Annotated in this window: 24 protein-coding genes and 1 pseudogene; 9 read left to right on the top strand and 16 right to left on the bottom strand. The window is 52.0% G+C overall.

What is annotated here, in order from left to right:
• Nucleotides 1–4 precede the first annotated feature (4 nt).
• The 5 genes from secD to L1D47_RS09965 form a co-directional block, all read right to left on the bottom strand.
• Nucleotides 5–1,855: a protein translocase subunit SecD gene (secD, locus tag L1D47_RS09985; protein WP_239884529.1), complete on the bottom strand. Its 1,851-nt coding sequence runs from the start codon at nt 1,853–1,855 to the stop codon at nt 5–7.
• Between the two features lie 39 nt (nt 1,856–1,894).
• Complete coding sequence (yajC, locus tag L1D47_RS09980) at nt 1,895–2,227, bottom strand: preprotein translocase subunit YajC (protein WP_033539156.1); 333 nt, start codon at nt 2,225–2,227, stop codon at nt 1,895–1,897.
• 27 nt (nt 2,228–2,254) lie between these two features.
• The gene (gene tgt / locus L1D47_RS09975; RefSeq protein ID WP_239884527.1) at nt 2,255–3,379 is read right to left on the bottom strand and encodes a tRNA guanosine(34) transglycosylase Tgt; all 1,125 of its coding nucleotides are present in this window, start codon (nt 3,377–3,379) and stop codon (nt 2,255–2,257) included.
• Between the two features lie 168 nt (nt 3,380–3,547).
• Nucleotides 3,548–4,585 carry a tRNA preQ1(34) S-adenosylmethionine ribosyltransferase-isomerase QueA gene (queA, locus tag L1D47_RS09970; RefSeq protein ID WP_239884525.1) on the bottom strand — a complete coding sequence of 346 codons (1,038 nt, stop codon included), beginning with the start codon at nt 4,583–4,585 and terminating at the stop codon, nt 3,548–3,550.
• Between the two features lie 71 nt (nt 4,586–4,656).
• On the bottom strand, nt 4,657–4,800 hold the full coding sequence (locus tag L1D47_RS09965; RefSeq protein ID WP_162484110.1) for a hypothetical protein: 144 nt from the start codon (nt 4,798–4,800) through the stop codon (nt 4,657–4,659).
• 195 nt (nt 4,801–4,995) lie between these two features.
• Here L1D47_RS09965 and L1D47_RS09960 point away from each other — a divergent pair, with 195 nt between their 5' ends.
• A complete protein-coding gene (locus tag L1D47_RS09960; RefSeq protein ID WP_239884523.1) occupies nt 4,996–5,589 on the top strand; it encodes an ACP phosphodiesterase in 594 nt (197 codons plus the stop codon).
• A gap of 155 nt (nt 5,590–5,744) precedes the next feature.
• On the top strand, nt 5,745–6,185 hold the full coding sequence (locus tag L1D47_RS09955; protein WP_239884521.1) for a protein disulfide oxidoreductase: 441 nt from the start codon (nt 5,745–5,747) through the stop codon (nt 6,183–6,185).
• 32 nt (nt 6,186–6,217) lie between these two features.
• On the opposite strand, the gene L1D47_RS09950 is transcribed toward L1D47_RS09955, so the two are convergent.
• Nucleotides 6,218–7,573, bottom strand: a complete 1,356-nt coding sequence (locus L1D47_RS09950; protein ID WP_239884520.1) for a sigma-54 dependent transcriptional regulator — start codon at nt 7,571–7,573, stop codon at nt 6,218–6,220.
• The gene (locus tag L1D47_RS09945; RefSeq protein WP_239884518.1) at nt 7,570–9,192 is read right to left on the bottom strand and encodes a HAMP domain-containing sensor histidine kinase; all 1,623 of its coding nucleotides are present in this window, start codon (nt 9,190–9,192) and stop codon (nt 7,570–7,572) included. The genes L1D47_RS09950 and L1D47_RS09945 overlap by 4 nt, the downstream gene beginning before the upstream one ends.
• A gap of 449 nt (nt 9,193–9,641) precedes the next feature.
• Here L1D47_RS09945 and L1D47_RS09940 point away from each other — a divergent pair, with 449 nt between their 5' ends.
• Nucleotides 9,642–10,421 carry a hypothetical protein gene (locus L1D47_RS09940; protein ID WP_239884516.1) on the top strand — a complete coding sequence of 260 codons (780 nt, stop codon included), beginning with the start codon at nt 9,642–9,644 and terminating at the stop codon, nt 10,419–10,421.
• A 93-nt stretch (nt 10,422–10,514) separates the two neighbouring features.
• Nucleotides 10,515–10,850: a hypothetical protein gene (locus tag L1D47_RS09935; protein ID WP_041510931.1), complete on the top strand. Its 336-nt coding sequence runs from the start codon at nt 10,515–10,517 to the stop codon at nt 10,848–10,850.
• Here the strand turns inward: L1D47_RS09935 and L1D47_RS09930 are convergent.
• The 3 genes from L1D47_RS09930 to L1D47_RS09920 are packed head-to-tail and all read right to left on the bottom strand — an operon-like array spanning nt 10,847 to nt 13,887.
• The gene (locus L1D47_RS09930; protein ID WP_239884514.1) at nt 10,847–12,361 is read right to left on the bottom strand and encodes an ABC transporter permease; all 1,515 of its coding nucleotides are present in this window, start codon (nt 12,359–12,361) and stop codon (nt 10,847–10,849) included. The genes L1D47_RS09935 and L1D47_RS09930 overlap by 4 nt on opposite strands.
• Complete coding sequence (locus tag L1D47_RS09925) at nt 12,354–13,028, bottom strand: ATP-binding cassette domain-containing protein (protein WP_239884512.1); 675 nt, start codon at nt 13,026–13,028, stop codon at nt 12,354–12,356. The genes L1D47_RS09930 and L1D47_RS09925 overlap by 8 nt, the downstream gene beginning before the upstream one ends.
• 4 nt (nt 13,029–13,032) lie before the next feature.
• Nucleotides 13,033–13,887 carry a putative selenate ABC transporter substrate-binding protein gene (locus tag L1D47_RS09920; RefSeq protein WP_239884510.1) on the bottom strand — a complete coding sequence of 285 codons (855 nt, stop codon included), beginning with the start codon at nt 13,885–13,887 and terminating at the stop codon, nt 13,033–13,035.
• A gap of 240 nt (nt 13,888–14,127) precedes the next feature.
• Here L1D47_RS09920 and L1D47_RS09915 point away from each other — a divergent pair, with 240 nt between their 5' ends.
• Complete coding sequence (locus tag L1D47_RS09915) at nt 14,128–14,802, top strand: response regulator (RefSeq protein WP_239884508.1); 675 nt, start codon at nt 14,128–14,130, stop codon at nt 14,800–14,802.
• Nucleotides 14,793–16,142 (top strand): sensor histidine kinase, encoded by a 1,350-nt coding sequence (locus L1D47_RS09910; RefSeq protein ID WP_239884506.1) that lies wholly within the window; start codon nt 14,793–14,795, stop codon nt 16,140–16,142. Before L1D47_RS09915 ends, L1D47_RS09910 begins: the two co-directional genes overlap by 10 nt.
• Here the strand turns inward: L1D47_RS09910 and L1D47_RS09905 are convergent.
• Nucleotides 16,139–16,834 carry a 2OG-Fe(II) oxygenase gene (locus L1D47_RS09905; protein ID WP_041510925.1) on the bottom strand — a complete coding sequence of 232 codons (696 nt, stop codon included), beginning with the start codon at nt 16,832–16,834 and terminating at the stop codon, nt 16,139–16,141. The genes L1D47_RS09910 and L1D47_RS09905 overlap by 4 nt on opposite strands.
• Before the next feature lie 120 nt (nt 16,835–16,954).
• On the opposite strand from L1D47_RS09905, the gene L1D47_RS09900 reads away from it, so the two are divergent.
• Together L1D47_RS09900 and L1D47_RS09895 are read left to right on the top strand one after the other, a co-directional pair.
• Nucleotides 16,955–18,220: an HD-GYP domain-containing protein gene (locus tag L1D47_RS09900; protein WP_239884504.1), complete on the top strand. Its 1,266-nt coding sequence runs from the start codon at nt 16,955–16,957 to the stop codon at nt 18,218–18,220.
• 89 nt (nt 18,221–18,309) lie between these two features.
• Nucleotides 18,310–18,618, top strand: coding sequence for a DUF3135 domain-containing protein (locus L1D47_RS09895; protein WP_239884502.1), 309 nt, complete (start codon nt 18,310–18,312; stop codon nt 18,616–18,618).
• Nucleotides 18,619–18,682: 64 nt separating this feature from the next.
• Here L1D47_RS09895 and corA read toward each other — a convergent pair whose 3' ends face one another.
• Both corA and L1D47_RS09885 read right to left on the bottom strand, forming a co-directional pair.
• Complete coding sequence (gene corA / locus L1D47_RS09890) at nt 18,683–19,630, bottom strand: magnesium/cobalt transporter CorA (protein ID WP_239884501.1); 948 nt, start codon at nt 19,628–19,630, stop codon at nt 18,683–18,685.
• Nucleotides 19,631–19,790: 160 nt separating this feature from the next.
• Entirely contained in the window at nt 19,791–20,159 is a 369-nt protein-coding gene (locus tag L1D47_RS09885; RefSeq protein WP_239884500.1) for a hypothetical protein, read from the bottom strand.
• A 164-nt stretch (nt 20,160–20,323) separates the two neighbouring features.
• Here L1D47_RS09885 and L1D47_RS09880 point away from each other — a divergent pair, with 164 nt between their 5' ends.
• The gene (locus L1D47_RS09880) at nt 20,324–21,055 is read left to right on the top strand and encodes a DUF2057 domain-containing protein (protein WP_239884499.1); all 732 of its coding nucleotides are present in this window, start codon (nt 20,324–20,326) and stop codon (nt 21,053–21,055) included.
• A 404-nt stretch (nt 21,056–21,459) separates the two neighbouring features.
• On the opposite strand, the pseudogene L1D47_RS09875 reads toward L1D47_RS09880, so the two are convergent.
• The 3 genes and pseudogenes from L1D47_RS09875 to tnpB all read right to left on the bottom strand — a co-directional run.
• Nucleotides 21,460–21,849 (bottom strand): annotated as a pseudogene (locus L1D47_RS09875) (transposase); the annotation flags it as partial.
• Nucleotides 21,818–23,347, bottom strand: a complete 1,530-nt coding sequence (locus L1D47_RS09870; RefSeq protein ID WP_239884498.1) for an IS66 family transposase — start codon at nt 23,345–23,347, stop codon at nt 21,818–21,820. The gene L1D47_RS09870 and the pseudogene L1D47_RS09875, both read right to left, overlap by 32 nt.
• An 86-nt stretch (nt 23,348–23,433) precedes the next feature.
• Nucleotides 23,434–24,048 (bottom strand): IS66 family insertion sequence element accessory protein TnpB (gene tnpB / locus L1D47_RS09865; protein ID WP_239884497.1); only part of this gene is annotated, 615 nt, incomplete at its 5' end.

Genomic DNA, 24,048 nt, shown 5'->3' with positions numbered 1-24,048 from the left:
CCCCTTAAATAGACAGTTTCTTCACGCGCTTACCGCCCCAGATAGCATTAACTATCGAGCGAGTACCCACGATGGCGGTGAACATAGAGGTCGCGATACCTATCATCAGGGTCACGGCGAAGCCTTTCACGGCGCCCGTACCCACGGCAAACAGGATCAAGGCCGTCATAAAGGTGGTGATGTTGGCATCGGCAATGGTTGAAAACGCGTTGCCATAACCTTCATGAATCGCCTGTTGTACGCTGCGCCCCGCACGTAACTCTTCACGAATACGCTCGTAAATCAGTACGTTACCGTCAACAGCCATACCGACTGTCAATACCATACCTGCGATACCCGGCAGCGTCAGCACGGCACCTGGGATCATAGACATGACACCTACTACCATCACCAGGTTAGCCGTCAGCGCCAGGTTAGCGATAAGGCCAAAGCCGCGGTAGTAGACCAGCATGAAGATCAACACGACCGCCATACCCCAGATCATCGCCTGCAGACCGTTGTCGATGTTCTCGGCACCCAGGCTAGGACCAATGGTGCGTTCTTCGACAATAGAGACAGGTGCAATCAGGGCACCGGCACGTAGCAAGAGCGCCAGGTTTTGCGCTTCAGAGTGGTCAAGCCCGGTGATCACGAAGTTGCGGCCCAGACGTGCCTGGATGGTCGCGACCGAGATAACCTCTTCGATCTTATCCATCTTCACGCTGCCGTCAGGGTTCTTGGCGCCGTTATCCTTATACTCGATGAACAGGGTCGCCATCGGCTTGCCGATATTGTCCTTGGTCACGTTCGAGAAGATAGAACCACCCTTAGAGTCCAGGTTAATAGACACCTGAGGACGGCTATACTCGTCGAAACTTGGCTGTGCGCCCTGGATATGGTCACCGGTAAGCATCACCTCTTTATGCAGGGCCACTTTACCGCCCTCGCGGCGATCATAGATCTGCGAACCTGGAGACACGCGACCGGCTGCAATCGCCGCCGCATCGGCCTTCTCGTCAACCATGTGGAATTCGATAGACGCAGTCGCACCCAGGATATCCTTGGCACGGGCCGTGTCTTGAACACCCGGCAATTCGACGATGATGCGCTCCGCCCCCTGGCGCTGAACCACAGGCTCGGCAACACCCAACTCGTTCACACGATTACGCAAGGTGGTGATGTTCTGCTGCAGCGCTTCCTCTTTCACTTGCTTGAGGTAGATCTCGCTCATGTTCGCCAGCAGCATGAAATCGCTACCAGACGACGCATCGACGAACACCATCTCGTTAGTGCGGCTCTTGAGGAATCGTTCTGCCTTGGCTAAATTCTCGGCATCACGAAACTTGATCTCAATCCCTTTAGGGGTATTGCGAATACCCGCATAACGAATTTTTTCACCACGAAGATCGGTTCTGAAGTCGGCAATTTTCGCTTCGGTCATCTTGCGGATCGCCTCGCTCATGTCCACTTCCATCAGGAAGTGCACACCACCGCGAAGGTCCAGACCCAGCTTCATCGGGCTCCCCCCCATAGACTCCAGCCACTGAGGCGTGGCCGGCGCCAGGTTAAGCGCCACGATATACTTGTCACCGAGTACCTCGGCAATTGCCTCTTTCGCCAGCAGTTGCTGATCGGCATCGGCAACGCGCACCAATAGCTGACCATTTTCCAACTCTGAACGCTTCACCGCGATGCCTTTCGCCGACAGAAGGTCAGTAACCTGACTCTGAGTCGAGACATTAACTTCCGCGCCACGTGTGGCCACGACCTGCACCGCGTGATCTTCACCAAATAAATTTGGTATTGCGTAGAAGGCACCGACGGTGATGATCAACGCCACCATCAGGTTCTTCCACATTGGGTATTTATTTAACACACCATCGCCCTCTTGGCTTAAAGTGACTTAACTTTCAACTTAAAGTGACTTAATAGACCCTTTAGGCAAAACAGCCGCTATGTAATCCTTCTTGATTGTGATTTCTGAGGTTTCGTTGATCGTCAGCAACACGTAATCGTTGTCATCGCTGATCTTGGCGATCTTACCCAGGATCCCACCACTAGTGAGCACTTCATCACCCTTGCTCAGCGAGCTCATCAGGTTCTTATGTTCCTTTACACGCTTAGATTGCGGACGGAAAATCATGAAGTAAAAGATCAAACCAAAAATGACCAGCATGAAAACCAGTTCCATGGTACCACCCGCACCATTTACCGGCGCATCGGCTGCGTATGCATTTGAAATGAACATATTTCTCTCTTCTTATTAGCAGTAAAATTAATCGGATAACTTAGGAACTTCGCGACCTTGACTGGTATAGAACTCCTCAACAAAGGCGTCTAATGTACCTGTCTCGATAGCGCCACGCAAACCTTCCATCAACATTTGGTAGTAACGCAAGTTGTGAATGGTGTTTAAACGTGCTCCTAAAATTTCATTACAACGATCTAAGTGGTACAGATACGCCCGTGAGTAGTTCTTACAGGTGTAGCAGTCACACTTAGCATCGAGTGGTGAAGTATCATCACGATGACGCGCATTGCGGATCTTGATAACGCCTTCACTGGTAAACAGGTGACCGTTGCGCGCATTACGAGTCGGCATGACGCAATCGAACATATCGACCCCTCTACGTACACCCTCAACGAGATCCTCCGGTTTACCTACCCCCATCAAGTAGCGCGGCTTATCGGCCGGGATCTGCGGGCAGACATGCTCCAGAACGCGGTGCATATCTTCCTTAGGCTCACCAACCGCCAGGCCGCCGATGGCATAACCGTCGAATCCTATCTCTAACAAGCCTTTAAGGCTCTCATCGCGCAGGTCTTCATACACGCTGCCCTGAATAATCCCGAACAGCGAGTTAGGATTTTCCAGACGGTCGAACTCATCACGCGAACGCTGTGCCCAACGCAGTGACATCTGCATCGACTTGCGTGCCTCGTCGTGTGTCGCCGGGTATGGCGTACATTCGTCGAAAATCATCACCACGTCAGAACCGAGCGAGTATTGGATCTGCATCGACTTTTCCGCATCCATGAAGATCTTTTCGCCGTTAATTGGCGAGCGGAAGTGCACGCCCTCTTCGGTGATCTTACGAATATCGCCGAGACTAAATACCTGGAATCCACCCGAATCGGTCAGAATTGGACGCTGCCAATTCATGAAGTCATGCAGATCGCCATGCTTACGCATGATCTCTTCGCCAGGACGCAGCCAAAGGTGAAAGGTGTTCCCCAGCAGAATGTCGGCGCCCGTGGCACGCACTTCTTCTGGCGTCATCCCTTTTACCGTACCGTAGGTGCCTACAGGCATAAATGCCGGGGTCTCTACCGTACCGCGTTCGAACACTAGGCGACCACGACGCGCGCGGCCATCGGTTGTATCTAATTCAAATTTCATTTTTAACCTCGCCAGAGAAACAGTCTGACTCTCTTCGTGTCACTAAAACAGACACAGCTGAACAATAGAGATAAGGGCAAACAACTGAGTATCAACCCTCATCAGCAAAAATCTCTAAAAAAATACCCACCTCAAGTGTGGGTGGGTATTTTAAAGCAAAATCATCGCTTAGATCGCTTTTTTAGTCACAAACATGGCATCGCCATAGCTGAAAAAGCGGTATTTTTGTGCAATCGCGTGCTGATAGGCGTTTTTCACCTCGTCGAAGCCGGCAAAGGCACTGATCAACATGATAAGGGTCGATTCGGGTAGGTGGAAGTTAGTCACCATGGCATCGACGATCTGAAACTCATAGCCTGGGTAAATAAAGATGTCTGTGTCGCTGCTGTAGGCCTTAAGCTCCCCTTCGCTGGCCTTGGCCGCGCTCTCAAGCGAGCGTACCGAGGTAGTGCCCACGGCGATGACGCGATTACCCGCCGCCTTAGTGGCTTTGATCTGGTCCACCACATCCTGAGGCACCTCGGCCCACTCGGAGTGCATCTTGTGATCTAAGATGTTATCGACTCTGACCGGCTGGAAGGTACCCGCGCCCACATGCAGGGTCACGAAGGCGACATTCACCCCCTTCTCTTTCAACGCGGCTAGCAGGGCATCGTCAAAGTGCAGGCCCGCCGTCGGTGCTGCCACCGCGCCCGGGTTCTGGTTATAGACCGTCTGGTAGCGCTCCTTATCGGCATCCTCGTCGGGACGGTCGATATAGGGCGGCAGCGGCATGTGTCCGACCTCTTCGAGCACCTCGAGTATGCTGGACTCGCTGTTAAGCGCTAGCTCAAACAGAGTGTCATGACGGGCGAGCATAGTCATCTCATAACCGCCATCTAAGCAGATGATGGTGCCGGGCTTAGGTGACTTGGAGCTGCGCACATGGGCCAGAATACGCTTGTCGTCCAGCATACGCTCGACCAAGATCTCTAGCTTACCGCCGGTTTGTTTCTGACCAAAGACGCGCGCCGGGATCACTCGGGTGTTGTTGAACACCATGAGATCGCCGGGGTTAACCATCTCTAGGATATCGGTAAATTGCTTGTCTGCTACCGCGCCGCTATTACCATCGAGTGTCAATAGTCGGGACGCCGTGCGATTAGGCATGGGGTAACGGGCGATCAACTCATCGGGAAGATCGAAAGAAAAATCGGCAACGCGCATAGTCTGTCTCTGCTTAGCATAAATCGGCCGCTAGTCTATTGGCTGATGATGATAAGATCAAGACACAGGGCTTAGCTGGCCTTCTTCTCCTTGTCAGCCACGGCAATATTGGCTTGCAGATCGAAGCTGGCTTTACGGTAACTGTGCTGTTCGAAGGGAATATCGACCTCGACCCGACGCCGTTGAGAGGAAGATTTTTTGCCTAGACGTTTCATTAACCAGTTCCACATCATCCATGATCCTTTAAACCGATAATTAATATGAAGGGTGCTAGGTGCACATCCTGTTGATCCCAGTATCCAGGCAAACGATTCGTGAAAGATAAGGTCGCGTCAGATAAAGGTTTCATCACACCTTTGGGCATGATAACGTGAAAAGCGTGAATTAACAAAGCAATTAAACTTTATCTAATGAACTTTTTGGCTCATCTGCACCTGGCAGATAACAGTAAAACCAATCTCGCCGCTAATCTCGCCGGTGATTTTGCCAAGGGTAATATCGCCGATCATCCCAAGGCCCTGCAACAGGGGATCTGGCTGCACAGGCAGATAGACACACTTACCGATAGCCACGAACTCACCAAGGAACTCAAGGCCGCATTTCCTAAGACGCTGCAACGCGCCGCGCCGATACTGATCGATCTGTCTTTTGACCATATGTTGGCAAAATATTGGGAAGAGTATCATCACCTGCCGCTGCCCGACTTTGCCCAGCAGGCCTATCAGGCGCTCAGCAGCGCCGAGGAACTTCCGGGCAAACTGAGCGATATCATCATGCGCATGCAGCAGGAAAACTGGCTTATCGCCTATGAGAGCCGTGAAGGACTGAATCAGACCATCCAGGCGGTGAGCCGCCGCGTCTCTAAGCCGGAAATTTTTGATGGCGCCATCGACACGGTGAAGCGGATGGATACCGAGATAGAAATAGCCTTTCGCACCTTCTATCCACAGCTAATGGCCTATAGCCGCATCTGGACTCGCCAGACACCGCCCGAATATCTCTAATCAACCATGTCCAGTTCACAGGCTCAATGCCAAACTAAAGGTCAGTAACTGTGCCTTCGCTATTCAAAAGAGTGGTAAGCAGTCTGTTTAGCCGCCTGGCGCCTTACCTGAACCCCAGGCGCAAAAGGTACCGCTATCTCAGAGACGCAGCCCTTGTGGCGCTATTTGCCTTTGCCCTGCTCAGCTACCAGCAGCGTAATATGATCTCCGGCGAGGCGCCCCCCTTAAGCGGCATCACTACCCAAGGCCATCCTTTCACACTCGAGCAAGGTGAGATCACCCTGGTCTATTTCTGGGGCACCTGGTGCCCGATATGCCGCGTCACCTCCCCCATGGTCAATAGCGTGGCCAATGAACACAGGGTGATCAGCATCGCCGTCGCCTCAGGCTCAGATAGCGAGATCAACCAATTCATGGCAGAGCACGGCTATCAGTTTTCCGTCATAAGTGATAGCAAATCCCTACACCAGGACTGGGGTGCCAGCGTATTTCCCGCCATCTATATCATCGACAAACAGGGGCAGATCCGCTTTAAGACCTCTGGCGCCACCAGCAGTTGGGGCATGAAACTCAGGCTGCTGCTCGCCAGCTGGTGACCTGCCGCCAAGGCCGACGGGGCATAGATAAGCTAAACCAGCTGGTATTTCTCCAGGCGATAGAGAAACGCCTTATAGCTCAGGCCCAAACATTTTGCCGCCTTGGTACGATTGCCCTCGAAGCGGCTCAAGGCCTGGCGCAGACAATCCTTCTCGAAGCTCTCCCACTCGATACCCTCGTCGGGCAATACAAAGCGGGCCGTATCCAGCGGCCGCGGCGCCGCGTTAAGCTCATGCACCATCTCCTCTTCATCTGTGAGCAAGACGAAACGCTCGATACGGTTAGCCAGCTCACGCACATTACCCGGCCAGCTGTAGTCGAGCAGCGCCTTGAGGGTATCCCGGCTCAGCTTGGGCACGTCCACGCCGTATTGATTGGCATGCAGCTTAAGAAAATGTTCCACCAGACGGCCGATATCCTCTTGGCGCTCCCGCAGGGCCGGCATATGAATGGGGACGACGTTGAGGCGATAATAGAGATCCTCGCGAAAGCGTCCCTCGGCCACCTCCTGCTGCAGATCTCTATGGGTCGCGGCGATCACCCTGACATCGAGCTTTATCTCACTGTTCTGCCCGAGGCGAGAGATCACACCCTCTTGAAGAAAACGCAGCAGCTTGGTCTGCTGCAGCAGAGGCAGTTCGCCTATCTCATCGAGAAAGACTGTGCCGCCATCGGCCGCCTCTAACTTGCCTATCTTCTGGGTATTAGCACCGGTATAGGCTCCCTTTTCGGCGCCGAATAACTCAGCCTCGGCCAAAGATTCGGGAATGGCGCCGCAGTTGATGGCGATGAAGGGCTTATGGCTGCGCCCCGATAGCTGATACAGCGCCCGCGCCGCCAGCTCCTTGCCCGTGCCACTCTCGCCGCCGATGAGCACGGTCGCGTCGGTGGCACTCACCCGCTGCACCCTCTGATACACCTTCTGCATCTGGGCGGAGCGCCCCACCAGCCCCACCAGCTCCTGCTGCTGCGAGAGTTCGGAGGAGAGGCGGCGATTCTGCCGCTTCAGGGCGATAGACTTGGCGACTTTCTCTATGGCCAGCAAGAGGCTCTGACGCTGATAGGGCTTAGCCAGATAATCGTCGGCGCCTGCCTGCATGGCGTCTACCGCATGGGTGATGGTGCCGTAGGCGGTAGCGATGATAAAGCCCATGTCGGGGTGTTCACGGCGCACATAGTTGAGCAGATCCATGCCGGTCAACTGTCCCAGCTTCCAGTCGGAGAACACCAGATCCGGCGCGGACGCCTTAATCATCACAATCGCCTGCTCGACGCTGTCGGCGCTCTCCACCTGATACTGGTTGGCCGCTAACATCTGCACGATCAGGGCTCTTTGATCCGGCTCATCCTCAACCACCAAAATATGCAACTTAGGCTGCTCCATCATACTTCCTCTGTCTGGGGCTTAGATTCATCTGAAATAAGTTTGGCGAAATAGAGGGTCACCAGAGTGCCACCCCCTGGATTATCCGCAAAGGTGATGCGTCCACCATAATGGCCTTGGAGCAGCCGTTCGGCGATATAGATCCCCATGCCGGTCCCCTCGGCCTTGGTGGTCACATGGGGCTGAGCCAGCTTATCACGCACCTCGGGGCTAATTCCCTTACCTGTATCGGCCACCTTTAAGATATAGCTCTCATCATCTTCTGTCAGGGTCAGATCGATACGGCCCGTATCCGGCGTCGCCTCCACCGCGTTTATTACCACGGCATGCAAGATGCTACGGATCTCAGACTCGGCTCCCTGCACCTTGAGAGCGACATTGTCACAGTGAAAGGCGATGCTGGGCTTGCTGCCGTTGATCGACAATTCCAGCAAGATATCCTGCACCGTCGCCGCCAGCGGCACCCATGACAGGCGATTTACTTGAGTGCTCGACAGTGTCAGCAGGGATTGAATGCTCTTATCCATCATGGCGATCTTCTGCTGCATCTGATTAAGCAACTTGTTGGCATCATCCATAGATGCCGACTGGGCGACCGCCTCGGATAGGAGCCCCAGGGTATGTAGGGGATTACGCAGGCTGTGGGCTATTCCCCGGGTCACCTCACCCAGTTCCGCCAGCTGTTTTTGCTGCGCCATCTGCTTCTTCTGCTCGCTTAACGAGGCAAGCTGGTGACTCATCTTATTAAAGCCATTGAGTATGCTCTTTAACTCTTTGACGCCGCGCTCATCCACCTGATAACCAAGCTCACCCTGTCCCAACTTCTTGTGCCCCTGCGCAAGGGCCGACAGCGGCGCACTGATCACATGACTGAGCATATAAACCAGCAACAACCCGACCAAGGAGCTCATCAGAATCGCCCCTATCATGGACTCGCTGAAGCGTTCCAACTGCTCGTTGGTCTCCTGATTGGGGAGGTTGATATCATGGGCAAACTCCACGGCGACTCTGCCCTTTTCCGGTGTGGTAGGCGAGATAGGCGCGTCTATGATGGCCACGTTGCCCTTATCCAGCCAGCTATTGGCGTCTATCTCTATCTGACTCACCGCATCATGTAAACGCCGGCGATACTCATCGGCGGCCTCTCTCTTCGCCTCGGCAATACTCGCTTTCTGGCGCTGCTTGAGCTCTCTCTCGTAGGCCATCATGGCATTGAGGTGGTCCCTCAGCTCCTGCTGCTTGGCGGCGAGTTTGGCACGGAAGAAGGCTTTCTGCTCGGCCGAGGCCTCGTCCGTCTCCATCTCCATTTGCACCACCTCTTCGCTGAGCTGCGCGATCGCCTCGGACACAGATTCGATATCCTGTTCAAACTCCTGTCTAAGTGCCTCTGCATCCTCGACTGACGCCTGCATCGCCGCCTCGTCGAACTGCACCACGAACTCCTGTTCGCTGCCCACGTTATCTATCAGTACCTTGACCAGGTTTTGCGACAGGTCTCTCGAGCGCTCACTCAACTCGCTCTGTAGCTGCGCCTTATAGAAATGAGAGATCAACAGCTGGCTGCCACCCAATATTAGAATGAGCGCGCCAAACAGCACAAACAGATAACCTTTAATCGACATAGAACCCTCAAGTTTCGATGAAAACGCCGCATTGGCACCGTTGAAGATACATCGTCGCGTGCCTGTCCCTCAGGTTATACAAAAACAGTACCAAGATGAAACCCCTTGTGGATCACTCTATTAGGCAAGTTGCCAATATGTCTTGTGGCACTCGCTTTAGTAGGGCGAGGCTTACAGGTCTGTAAAGCCGATGCAGAGCACACATGGACTTGTTCGCACCTTTCTTAGCACCTAGTAGCAATATAGTTAGCACCGAAGTAACAGTATCGCTCGATAGATTTCCCCATATCAGGAATTCCATGACCCATTTGAGGGTAAGCCGCTAGGGAGCAATATCTCTGTCTTCAAGGCTGAAGTTGCGCAACCCCTTATCTAGCCTAGATTTCGCAAATTTGGCACGGCCTTAGCAGTGCATAGGGAAATCATTCATCACTATGGAAGGAAAAACCATGAAACTCAATAAACTAACTTCGCTCATCGCCTGCTCTGCGCTACTGTCATTTACCTTGGCGGCTGTACCCACCGACCTGCGTCAAATCGATTTTAATGATAGCCAAATCAACGCCAAGTTGATTCAGGATGGCGGTGACGCCACTAAGCTGACCCTGGAGCTCGAAGGTAAACAGCACAAATTCAGCTTCAGCCAAGAGGAAATGAAAGACGAGCAGCTCATCCGTCGGAAACTCGCCAAGCTCCCTCGAGAGACCCAAGATAAGATGGTACGCCTGCTCAAGCAGATCAACGGTGACGAACACCACTACCATTACCTGCGACACGATAAACTGTCTGAGGCCGATCAGGCCAAGATAGCCTCACTCTCCAAGAAGATGGCCAAGAAAGAAGCTGAACTGGCCAAACACATCGCCAAGATAGAAGTAAAAGTAGCAGCCAAAAGTGCAGAAATGGCGGCGAAAAGAGCCGAAATGGAACGCAAAGCCGCAGAACTTGAGGCGAAAGCCCGTGACTTTGAGGTGATCATCGACGCCCATGATGGCGAATTTAATCACGACATCGAGCTGTTATCGGACGATATCGCCGAAATCGCCACCGAGATAGCGGAGATCGAAATGAAATATCATGGAGACGGCGAGCGCGAGTTTATCGTGATTAGAAGTGACGGTGACGAGGCTGACGTCGAAGAGCTGCTCCATCTGATCGAAAGCGGCAAGCTAAGTGACGCCCAAAAGCACAAACTTCAACAGGCCCTAAACAATGATGATCGCAAATAAATGAAAATGTGAACAACGCGATAGAATACGCCGCCGCCCCAAGGTAATCTGCCACCAAGCTATTTATTCACTCTACAATTCGAGGCAACTATCATGTGGTGGCGCATTCTCATCATCTTTCTCGCTTTTGCCCTACTGGGCGCCCATTTTATGCGCTTCGGCCAAACGCTGATCAGCGCCGCTTTCATCGCGGCGCCACTACTCCTGTTTATTCGCCATGTGGCCATCACCCGCAGCCTACAGCTGGTGCTTATCTTAAGCGCCATCTTCGTCTGGGGTCTGAGCGGCATTGATTATGTGCAGATGCGCATCTCGATGGATGCCCCTTGGGTAAGGCTCGCCTTCATCATGTCGGCGGTGACCCTGTTTACCCTCTTGGCCTCTTACTGCTGTCAGGGCGTACAACGCCTGCGACAGGCTAAGCGTTAGACCACACAGGATACCTGGCCGACCGCCATCCCCTGAGACAGGCGCTTGGCCAGCATTCGCCGCGCCAGCGCATCGACCAAGACGTTAAGCAGTGCCGTCACCAAAAGCAGGTAGAAGGCGTTGTTGTAGCGTATCTCACTAAAGGCGCTGTCGATATAGAAGCCTAGGGTCATCACCCCCAGCACCCCAAAGATAGCCGTTTCCCGCAAGATCACCTCGAAACGATAAAAGAGCAGCGACATCAGGTTAGGATAGATTCGCGGCAACACCTCATAACCATAGTGATCGCCGCGGCGCTGATACAGAGCGCTTGGTGTGATCAGCCTATCCTGGCGCGTCAGCAAGTAGGCGATCAGGGCGCCATTGTGCAGCCCCAAGGCTAGCATTGCAGGCAACATCGAGGGGCCACACAGCATCATGAAGATAAACGCCAGAATATACTCCGGCATGGAGCGCATGATCAGCAGCAATAGCTGTGCTAGGGGCATAGAATACTTACCGCGGCTATGCATGCTGGCAAAACGATGTCCAAGCAGTGCAAGCAGATGGGTCAGTCCCAATGCGCTCACCGCCAACACTAAGGTCGCCCCCACACCGGGTAAGGCCTGCTCAAAGGTCAGGCGCTGCCACCAGCTGGCAAATCGCGTGAGCCCTTGTGTCAGATCCTGCTGACCATGGAGCAGCTCGCGGATCCCTGGGGGGAGAATATCGAAGGTTAGGAACTGCCAGACCAGCTGCAGATCGACGCCTGTCATCTTAGGCAAGGTCAACAGCGCCGCCAACAGATAGAGTGGCAGCAGACGGCGACGCGACCAGAGCGGAATGGTGCCAATCAACACCACGAAGAGGATGAGCAGCGCCGCTCCCTCATGATACTTGCCCTGGCGAAATGCGGTCTCCAGGTAGAAGCCGAGCGTCGGCATACCGATAAAGCCCAATACGGCGCTGCTGCGCAGGGCACACTCGAAACGGTATCGTACGTAGGCCAGCATCAAAGGCAGCACGTGGCCGAGCTTTCCGTAGCAATAAGCGCTCAACCTGTCGCAGCCAAAGGGCAACGTTTCCCTGGTGGTTCCCGGCGCCTGTTGCAATATGTCGTGGAAGACCCGGGCAAAGGTCGCACCGTAGGGTAAGGCGATCGCCAGCACGCCGGTTAACGGCGACAGGCCAAAGACTTGCAGGAAGAGCAGTGCCCAGAAGATCTCATGGATCCCCCGCACCATGGCGCAGACGCCCGCCACCCAAGGCGAGCGATAAACCAGCGCCAAAGGCGATCCAAGCAGCAAACCCAAGGTTACACCGAGTAAGGCGAAACTCACCGTCTGCCAAATGGCATTGACCAGTGATTCGGTCGCGAAGAAATCTGGCGTCAGCAGCCCCTGCCCCAGGCGCAGCAACTCGCCCCAGGGATCCAGGCTAATGATCTCGATATCGACAAACAACAGGCTGACACCAACCAGCAGCCAGAGGCTTAATGTCAGCCGCTGCCAGGGACCGACAAACTTAAACATCTTGAGCTGTCACCATCTGGGTATCGAAGAAGCGGGACAGTTGCTCACCATCGAGTTCACTCGCAGGCTTATCGAGCACTAACTTGCCCTCGCTAAGCCCTATGATGCGATCGAAATGATTCAGTGCCAGCTCACTATCGTGCAGCACCATGATCACCGTCTCATGGCGCGCCTTGACCAGGCTAAGCAGGCGCTGAGCCATCACAGGATCCAGGGCGGAGAATGACTCATCGCCGATGAAGGTCGGTTTTTCCTGATAGAGTGCCCGTGCCAGGGCAACCCGTTGGCGCTGGCCACCGGATAGTGAAGAGACTGGTTTTTGCAGCGGCGCCTCGAGGTACAGCTCCGCGCACAGCTTGGCCACCTCTTCACGTCTCGCCGCCATCGGCCAGGCGAGATTTAATAGGTTATAGGCAAAGGAGTGCCTGGCCAAAGCGCCCATATAGACGTTATGAAACACGCTCAGGGCATCGACCAAACCTTGGGACTGACTGCACAGGGCGGCATCTTGTTTAAGCTGCTGATAGATATAGCCGAGCAGCGTCGACTTACCCGCACCCGAGGGGCCGACTATGGCTAAAGACTCTCCCTGCTTAATCGACAAGTCGAGATCGTCAATGACCCGAGTCTCGCGATAACTCAGGGAGAGTGATGCTATGTGAAGCACAGAATTAATCTAACAGGCCGATCGCCGTCGCCACAGACTCGATTGGCTCGTAGTCTGCGTTATCGGCCTCAACAAACGACTGACGCGGGAAGCTGGCCAGTAGATCTGGATCTTTCATCTCTAGCAGGGCCTTGGTCAACTTCTCGGTAAAGCCATCACCGAAGCGCTGATCGGCATCGGCACGTACCGTCCACTGATAGTCTGGATAGGCAGGAGTTTCCCAGATAACCTTTACCTTGCTGGTATCGACAGTGCCGTTAGCTACAGCCGTTTCCCACACCTTATAGTTTACCGCGCCCACCTGATAGGCACCGGCCTCTACCTGGGCTATGGTGCGGCTATGATCGCCGGAGAAACCGATGCGGGTAAAGATATCCTTCACCTGTTTGCCCATGTTGCGCTCAATATAAAACTGCGGCATCAGGCGACCAGAGGTAGAGCCTTTCGAACCAAAGGTAAAGGTGTAGCCATTCAGGTTAGGAAAGTTGCTTGATTGTTCGAGCGGCGTTGAGGCATTGGCGATAAAGAAGCTCTTAAAATATTGATCTTCATAGCCCTGAGCGATGGCCTGTGAGCCTGGTACCAGGCGTCTTGCCTGCACCCCAGATAGGCCGCCAAACCAGGCCAGCTGCACCTGATTGTTACGAAATGCCGTTACGGCTGCGGCGTATGATTTCACCGGCACATAGTTCACCTCAACGCCTAGCTCGGCCTCAAGATACTTAGCCACCTTGTTAAAACGTGTCTTTAGCTGACTCTCGTTTTCATCCGGAATCGCGGTAAAGGTAAAGGTCTCGGCCAAGGTCGCCGGCACGAACAGACAGGTAAAGATCAGGGGTAAAATTTTAGCTAAGGACATATCCAGGCCTAATAGAGTATAAAATTAACCGGATTCTAACCATTTGACAGGCAAATTAACAGGTACAAGAAGCCCCTATTGCTCACAAAATGCTAACGATTAAAGCTTGTTTGAAGATGAGTCAGTCCCTGTTAAGCTAACCTATTATAAAGTAATGTTTTATAAAACGTCCTCCGCTTGGTTAACAATTGCACTACCGGGTCACTAAGCGAGCACACAAATAAATGATAGGCAAAACATATGAGAATTTTGGTCGTTGAAGATGATCCCCTCCTGTCCCACCACCTCAAGGTACAGCTGAGTGAATTAGGCAACCAGGTTCAGGTTGCCCTGACCGCCGAAGAGGGCTTTTATCAGGCGACTAACTACCCCATAGACATCGCCATCATCGACCTGGGTCTGCCGGATCAGGATGGTATTGCCCTGATCCAATCGTTGCGTAAGGCAGATCTCAAGGCGCCCATCCTCATCCTGACCGCCCGGGTCAACTGGCAGGATAAGGTCGAGGGGCTAAACGCCGGCGCCGACGACTACCTGGTAAAACCCTTCCAGAAAGAGGAACTGGTCGCCAGACTCGACGCCTTGGTGCGCCGCAGCGCGGGCTTCGTCAAACCGCAGATCACCAGTGGTCCCCTGGAGCTGGATCTGGCCGCTAAGCAGGTCACACTGAATCAGAGCCCTATGGAGGTTACGGCCTTCGAATATCAGATTCTGGAGTACCTGATGCGCCACTGTCACGAGGTGGTCGCCAAACAGCGACTACTGGACGTGATCTATGGCGATAAGGAGGGCGATCCTAATACAATTGAAGTAATGATAAGCCGCCTGCGAAAGAAACTCACTAAGGGTGGACTGGAAAATCCTATCGCCACCATACGCGGCCAAGGTTACAAATTTAATCTGCCATGCAAATAAGATTTAAACCCAAACAGCGTCTGCTGACGCGAATGTTTCTTACCTCCTTATCTATCATCGCATTGGTGGGGTTTGGTCTTGCCTGGCTGGTCAACCTGTTATACGCGCAAAACAACTATAACGAAGAGACAGCCGAGCTAATCGCCGAGATCCCCAAGGTTGCCGCAGAGCTAAAGGAGCACAACCTCATACCGGAGACTACGGCATGGCTCGACGAGAACAACACTCCGGAAAAATATATTATCGCCAGCTGTGACGAGGAGTTTAAACAGGTATGGACCTCCTCCCTGGCCGTTGATCGTGGCCTGTTTGACACTTGCGAGCGCTTCAACGAAATACGTTTCGACTCACCTCCTTACTACCTCAACCTAGCCGACAGTAAAAACTACTTTGTCTACCTACTGTCGGTTGAACTCGCCAAGCAAAAGTACAATCTGCTAGTGATGAAGGATGCGGAAAAACTAGAGAAGAAATTTGATAAGTTCAGCCGCCGCACCTACTGGCGCCTGGGCATGATCTTGGCCTTAGCATTGGTACTCTTGATCAGCGCGGGTTATTGGGGAATGCGTCCATTGGTTCGTATGCGCAACGAGCTACAACAGGTCAGCAGTGGCACGGCCAAGGCCCTCTCCGAGGATTATCCAGTGGAGCTGGAAGGTGTTACTCAGGCACTCAACCAACTGCTGCTGCAATCGAATGCCCAGCAGGAACGATACCAAAATGCCATGAATGATCTCGCCCACAGCCTGAAGACTCGACTTGCAGCAGTGCACGCCATTACGGACGACCAGAGTTTGAGTAAGGCGGGCGCCCGCGAGAAGATCATGGAGCAGGTCAGCCAGATGGATCACTTGGTCAAGTATCAGCTCAAGCGCGCCATGCTGGGCCGCAAGGGACTTAAGCAGGAGCAGACCCTAGTAGCGCCACTGATAGAGCAGCTGTCACAGATGCTGTTTAAGGTTTACCGTGACAAGCAGATCCAATTTAGCGCCGATATCCCCGCCGATCAGGTGTTCCCAGGAGACAAAGGGGATCTGATGGAGCTGTGTGGCAACCTGATGGAGAACGCCTTCAAGCTATGTATCAGTAAGGTGGCGGTTACGGCTCGCTACAGCGACAACAGCGAGTTTGTTTTGATCGTGGAAGATGACGGCCCAGGGGTTCCCGAGGCCATACGTCAGAGGATCATCGAGCGTGGCGTTCGCGCCGACACCCAAAAGGCAGGCCAAGGCATAGGGCTTGCCGTTTGTCACGAAATCGTCTCTAGCTACAACGGCAGTCTCAGCATAGATACCTCGTCCCTCGAGGGAGCGAGGTTTACCATTAAGATCCCACTTTAACCCAAGGGAGCGTATAGCTTCTCGGCGCGGTTAAACATCACCCAAGAGGTGGCGATATACTTATCGCCACTGATGGGCATGTTGCCTCTATGGCTATGGGTAAAGCCGGCAGGGGCGATCACCATGGTGCCCTTCTTCGGCTTTATCTTGCGTTGCTGATAGAAGAACTCGGTTTCGCCGCCCTCTTCCACATCGTTAAGATAAAACATGTACAGCACCACTCTGTGCAGCGCCTCGTTATGTCCCATCTGGGGGAATTGCTCAGAGTGCCAATGAGGGTACCCCCCCTTACCTTTCTGATAATATTGAATATTAATGCTGCCGCTACGATACAGGTATTGCACCAGGGGCTGTACCCTGTGACGTCCCAGGGTATCGAAATTTTCCGGCGTCAGCGTCTGCGGCTTGCCCTGCTCATCCGCCAGGGTGACAGCTACCGCCCCCATTAACCCCAGTGCATATTTTTCAAAATATTGCGCGCTGTGTTTTAGCGTATAATTAAGGAGTTCGTTTCTCAGTGGCAGTAACTCCTGAAAGTTATCCATGGTAATGTCACGGCTAATTTTCTTTTCCAGGTCAACACCATGACCCGTAATACCATCAATAACACCAGGATGTGTGTTGACGGTCTCCATGAGACGATCGCACAGTTCATCTGGGATGGCATTGGGGTAGACTTCGATGAAATCCATGTACAACTCGCTAATTTAGATAAATTTATGATGTAACTATGCTGACACATAGCTTAAGTAATTGTAAAGCCAGCTGGTTCAGATAAAATATGGCGTAACTCAAGGCAAACGTAAAGACACATGAGCAGAAGCTGTAAGGTAAAAACAAACCAACTACAAGTCGGCAACTTTGTTAGATTACCTGTCTCCTGGAAAGACCATCCCTTTCTATTTAACTCCTTTAGACTCAAGCAAGAAGCTCAGATTGAACTGATCAAAAAACTCGGTATCGAATATGTGTTTGTCGTTCTGGACAAGAGCAGCGCGCCGCCTCTAGGCAAGGAAGATGCCTACGATGCCCCCAGCTTTAGAGATGAAAACGACCTGACACAGCTCAGTCAGCAGATGAATCAAAATAAGCAAGAGCGCATCGAACACCTAAAGAAACTCAGGCGCGATCTTAAGAAAACCGAGCAGGAGTTTGACCGCTCGGTCGCCATGATGCGTAACCTGGTGGCCAAGCTGAGAAACCGCCCCCTTAACGCCATTTCCGATGCCAAGGAGCTGATCAACAGCATCACCGAAGAGCTGCTCAACTCTGACAACCTGGTGCTGCACCTGATGAGCGATGCCAAAGACAACGAGGGGATCTACTATCACTCCCTCAATGTGGCGGTGCTCTCTATGATGATCGCCAAGGAGCTGGACTGGCCGAGAGAAGATATCGAGGCCGTCGGTATGGGCGCGCTGTTTCATGACACCGGCAAGCTCAAGATCCCACCGCAGCTACTGCGTAAGAAGACGCCGCTCACCCAGCCCGAACTTAACTTCATCAAGCAACACCCCGCGATGGGAATAGAGCTATTGAAGCTGGCCGATAACTTCCCCGAAGATGCGGCGCCCATAGTAAGGGACCATCACGAATTTCTCGATGGCAGCGGCTACCCCAGAGGCTTGAAGGCGGATCAGATCAGCCTGCCGACTCAGCTGGTTGCCGCGGTGAATCTCTACGACCAACTCTGTCACCCAGAGGGACAGGTTAAGCCGAAAACTCCCTATGCCGCGCTAGGCTATCTGTATAAGAACTACAAGGAGCGGCTAAACCAGGCTGCTATCGGCAAACTGATCAAGATGCTCGGCGTCTATCCGCCGGGTAGTGTGGTGGAGCTTTCCAGCGGTCAATATGCCATGGTGATGGCGGTGAATCTTGAGAAGATCCTCTTCCCACGGATCTTGGTATACGATGCCTTAGTGCCTAAAGAACAGGCGCCTATCGTTGATCTGGAGAGCGAAGGACTCACTATCGTCAGGTGTATAGCCCCCTCGGCCCTACCTGAAAAGATCTTCAAATATCTGAGCCCCAGAGAGCGCGTCGGTTATTTCTTCGGTGGCGACAAGAAGGCGTAAAACCAGCCTGACTGTCTTTCTCCGCAGGCCAGACTAAAATTAGAGTACTGGCCTTGCATTATGGTGTTTATGCGCTAAGGGGAAAGAGTATGATAGAGCTACCCGATTTCGACAGCCTGAAATGGCTGGCGCAGCACGCGCCGCAGCAACTGGCCACACTGCAGAAAAACCTCAACAAGGCCTTGATCAACGAGGCCAATGCCAACAACCGTGCCCAGCTGGAAACCATTCGCCATCACCTCGAATTTAAACTGTCGCGCTGCGCCACGCCATACGCCCGCAGCTATATGGCGCTGCAGCTGATGAACGATAAATTCATTGCATTAAACCAGGTGATCAATCAGCCCGACCTTTACACGGAAAACAGAGCCAAGGTGCTCTGTTATCCAGGTAAATAGCCTAACGCTTTAAGCTTGAGGTATGAGCCTTTGTCCAAGTTTAGCTATAACAACCAGCCTAAACTTAGAGCCAGCCTTTGCGTTTAAAGAAGAAATAGGTCGAAGCCGCACTGCCAATCATCATCATGATCGCCATCGGATAACCCCATTGCCACTCGAGCTCTGGCATATTGGCGAAGTTCATCCCATAGGCGCTGGCGATCACAGTAGGAGGCAGGAAGATCACCGCCGCAACCGAGAAGATCTTAATGATCTTGTTTTGCTGCAGGCCGCTGAAACCCATGGCCGCATCGAGCAAGAAGTTTAACTTATCGAAAATAAACTGACTGTGCGGCATCAGAGACTCGATATCCGACAACATCTCCCGTAGATCTTTAAGATCTTCCTCGGTCAACTTGCCACGATAATAACGCTGCATATAACGAAGAGAGCGCTGGGTATCGAGCAAACTCAGGCGGATCTTACCGTTAGAGTCTTCCTGCAAGGTGATAAGCTTAAAGACATCGTCCAGCTCGTCACTCTGAAACACCTGCTCGCCCACGTTGTCGAGCACTGAATAGACATCTTCGATGAGATCCGAGAGGTAATCCACCTTGAGATTGAACAGTTCTAGGAAGAGCGCCTGCGGCGTCTGCACCTCTAAGCGGCCTAGACGCAAATAGTTACGCAGTAGTCGGATCAGCCCTACATCGTCTTCCCTTAGGGTCACCAGAAACTGGGGGCGCAGGTTAAAGGAGACGTTCACCCCTTTTACGTCCTGTCCCACACGTTGGGGGAACAGGGAGTTGATGTGCAAGCCGTCCTTGTTTTGATAGAAACGTGCCGAGGCCTCAATTTCGTTAATATCTTCCTCGTCCGGCAGTTCCTCTGCCGAATAGCCCCTCAACCATTCACGTTCGTCATCTTCAGGTTTGTAGAGATCCAACCATAAGGTCCCCTCGGGAACACTGTCTCGAATATTCAACTCGACAATGGATAACTTATTCGCTTGAAAGACATAAGCCGTGATCATAGGACCTCCTGAAAAAGACACTTAGATGAAAACTCACCACATCCAAGCGCAGGGTATAATTTGGCGTTATTCTACCGAATAACACGCCATTGAACAGCCTAATTGACTGCTAATGAAGGGAATATAACCAAAATAAAAGTTGAGCCGTCAAAAAGAGAGCCTACCTCATATTTGGCGGGGCATCGGCAATCACAATTCGCTCTTGAGTCGACAAGCGAACCTTTAAGCCATCGACTGTAGTAAAGGCATCACTCTGTAATTCGCGTTTACGCACCTGATAGACCTCCTTCGAAGCCGCGGCTGGCGAGATAATGGTGACATACACTAGCTGATTCCCCTCTTGCCAAGACCAATACCAATAGGCGCCGCTTCCCAAGAGCGCCAGGGCGGTAATACCAAAGGCAAAATACTTAAACACGATTCGTTGGCCCAACTGACTGGCTGTAGGTTGACTGGCCACCTTTGGCTTACGAAGATAGGCGATTGCGCCGGCAATCACTAACAGAGTCACTAAAATTTTAGTTAACACGCTACGCTCCTGGAATTAATCCCCACCATTATAGAGTCTTAGCAAGCAAATTACTGTAACCCATCCCCCAGGATGCTCAAAAAGCCTAACGGCCACCTGTAAAGTTGTCCAACTGGGCTGCGAGGTGCTATAACACAGGTAAATTACTCTTTTCTCGGTTTACCATGAAATCTTTAATCCATTGCCTATTCCTGATCCCGCTATTATTTGTACAAGCGCACGCCGAAGTCACCATCACCCTGCTCGATAGCGCCGAACCACTGCTGCTTAACGGTAAGGATATCAATAGCCATCGGCTGATCTCACAAAATGGTCAACAGCAATTGGTCTTGGCCGCCCGCGCTACTTATCGCGAATTTGGCCAACAGAAACGCTTCACCTCAGAGACCCTCATCGTCACCTTCTTGGGCGAGAATAATCACTACCGCGTCAGCCTACCTAAAATCAACTCTCCTAGATCAGCTGAAAAATTCAATGACGTCCCCCAAGTCAGTATTACGGATACTCAAGGCAATAAGGTCGCTTACAAGCTAGATAAGCTGCGTAAAGAGGGCATTCAGATTGGCCGCGATTACAGTGAGGAGATAAAAGCCTACAATGCGAGCGGGGGCATTGCAGCCATCGAGGTCAGCCAAGCTATCCAGGTGACACAGACAACCTCAACAAGCCCAGCGACAAACCATGCGACAAGCCCTGTAGCAGCATCGGCGAGCTTATCCGCAGCCCAAGAGGCAATTACACCACAAAGTGCTCAGCAACAGGCTGTGCCGCGCCGCGATCAGATAAATGTCGGCCAGATGTTAGATTTTTGGTATGAGCAGGCAGACGACGCCACCAGAGAAGCCTTTAAAAAACGTATAGGTCTGATTGAAAAAGAACAGAGCAATGGCCACTAACGTCACAGCAATAGCAGATAGAACTTAACGTGTTAATCTTCAGAGATGCTAACTGAAAGCTAACCTGCCCCAACCTGAGCTGATCTAACCACCGGTTAACTATCAGCTCAGGTCTGAGTGAGTACACCTAAATACGCCAGAAAGCCACCTTATTCAGGTGGCTTTTCAATGCTGTTTAGTCTTCACTCTTCTAAGAGCCAAAGTAGCGCCTATCATGACCAGTTTCGCGGAAAAATAAGATACTGCTACAACACTCGCCTCACACGGGGGCGTAAGACATCCGCTTATCAAGCTAAGCTTGATGGATGGCTGTAGCGCGCAGCAGCTATGCTGCAAGCTGAGGGGCCCACACTGCGTAAGCAGCTTTGGACTGCAGGTGAAGTGTAAGCGTCCAGTGATCCCACCTAGCGTTTAGCAAACTGCCATGGTAGTAGCTGCTCGATATCGACTTCGGGTTTGCTGAGCTGCTCTAGGCTAACCATGACATACTCGAACACATTGAGGTCGTTAGCCTTGGCCGTTTCAATGATGCTGTAGAGGATAGCACTCGCGTTAGCGCCGGTGGCAGTCTGGCTAAACAGCCAGTTTTTTCTGCCTATGACGAACGGTTTGATTGCTCGTTCTGCACGATTGTTATCGATGGCGAGATGACCATCGAGTGTGTAACGAACCAGCTTATGCCATTGGTTGAGGCAATACTGTATTGCTTCTCCGAGTTTGGTTTTCGGTAACACCTGTTGGGCTGATTTTATCAGCCAGGTCTCAAGCTGATTCAGCAGTGGCAGGCTTTTTTCTGCGTTTAGCAAACTGCCATGGTAGTAGCTGCTCGATATCGACTTCGGGTTTGCTGAGCTGCTCTAGGCTAACCATGACATACTCGAACACATTGAGGTCGTTAGCCTTGGCCGTTTCAATGATGCTGTAGAGGATAGCACTCGCGTTAGCGCCGGTGGCAGTCTGGCTAAACAACCAGTTTTTTCTGCCTATGACGAACGGTTTGATTGCTCGTTCTGCACGATTGTTATCGATGGCGAGATGACCATCGAGTGTGTAACGAACCAGCTTATGCCATTGGTTGAGGCAATACTGTATTGCTTCTCCGAGTTTGGTTTTCGGTAACACCTGTTGGGCTGATTTTATCAGCCAGGTCTCAAGCTGATTCAGCAGTGGCAGGCTTTTTTCTTGTCGTTGCACATAACGTGTTACCGCTGTTTCTTGTTTTAACTGCGTTTCTACGCGGTAAAGTTTCTGGATATGATTCAATGCCCAGTCAGCTTTACCACTGCCTTTACTGCCAGCGCCTTTCTTTGCTTCCATGAACTTGCGTCTGGCATGGGCCCAGCAGCCAACAAGTGTGGCCTGCGTTTGCTCGTAGCCCTGATAACCATCAACTTGCAGATAACCGTGATAACCTGCGAGGAAGTCAACCGCACATTGCCCTGCACGACTATTGTGGTAATCGTACAACACGATATTCGGTATAGCGGAGCCATTGATTACCCCTTGTGGTGAGTCTGCACCAGTGGCATACAACCACATATAGCTGGTCGATTTATCTGCATCGACAACCTTCAGCGTGGTTTCATCTGCCTGGATAACCGGTTGTTGTAGCAGATGTTGATGAAGTCGGTCGTAAAGCGGTTTAAATAACGCTGCACAACGGATTATCCAGTCCGCCATGGTCTTGCGACTGAGTTCGATGCCGTGTTGTTTGAACATACCTTCCTGCCGGTAAAGCGGCAGACCATATTGGTATTTGCTGGTGATTATCTGGCTTAACAGACTAGGCGTTGCATAGCCTTTGGGGATAACACTTTGTGGCACCGGCGCTTGCTTTACCGTGTTGCTGATGCCCTCCTTTTCGCAGGCGCGACATGCATACTTTGGACGTAGATGCTCAATCACTTTCACCTGAGCTGGGATAAATTGAAGCTTCTCTGACTTGTCTTCGCCGATGCAGTGCAATGTACCGGCGCAGCAATCACAGACTTTCTCATCTTCAGGAATATCGTGGATGATGACTTCACGCGGCAAGTCTTCAGGCAACGGTTTACGCTTAGACTTATTACGTGTGTAGCTGATGGCTTCTTGCTCTGGCGACTCACTCTCAACCGTCAGTTCTTCAGCCTCATTAAACAGTTCGCCCTGACCTGGGTGGCCTTCGGTACTCTTGCCAAACTGTTTTTGTTGCGCAATACGGAACTGCTCTTCTAAATAAGCAATTCGGACATCTCTTTCTTTAAGAAGCGCTTCTAACTCAGCGATTCGGCGTTGATAATCTTCTTCGTTCATAAGACTATTATCGCCGATTAAGGTACTGATTACCTGATGTTATTCAGACTATTTTGTGATCGATAATTGCTGTTTATGATCACCAGTTATAAGCCGGATACCGTATAATGCAGCGGCGAATGACCTATGACATCAAAGCCCGATAATAACCATTGCAGCTGTTGCTCGCTCAGGCACATGTGTTGTAACTCAGCGTTTGTCGGCCATTTAAAGCGGTGTTTTTCGAGACGCTTGTACCACAGAGCAAAGCCGGTTTTATCCCAATAGAGCACCTTCAGCTTATCCCGCTTTTTGTTACAGAAGATAAACAGCGCATCCCGGAACGGATTCAATTCCATCTGTTGCTCGACCACGACTATCAAGCCATTGATGGATTTACGGAAGTCGACATTCATCAGGCTAGCCAGCCAGTGCAGATTAACGTCCGCTGGTACACTCAATGCTGAAGATGCGTGCTTCAGCACGAATGTCTGAGTGACATCTTCTACTTGCGACTCAAAGGTGGTGACTTCGCGCTTAACGTGAACAAATTTATTGTTGGTTCGCTGAAGCCTGATGTCACTGCGTCTGGCGTAAAATGTTTGGATATTAATCTGATGCTGACGGCAAAACGCCACCGCCGATAATCCGCTTTGTTCCTGGCGGTCGAAAAGATCCAGCCAGGTATTTACATCTCGTCGTTGATGCCGCATGGGTATTCT

It is taken from the genome of Shewanella sp. Isolate7, from assembly GCF_022398425.1.
Classification (GTDB): Bacteria; Pseudomonadota; Gammaproteobacteria; order Enterobacterales; family Shewanellaceae; genus Shewanella.
The sequence above is the reverse complement of the archived record's forward strand: the minus strand, read 5'-3'. Positions and strand labels throughout refer to the sequence as shown.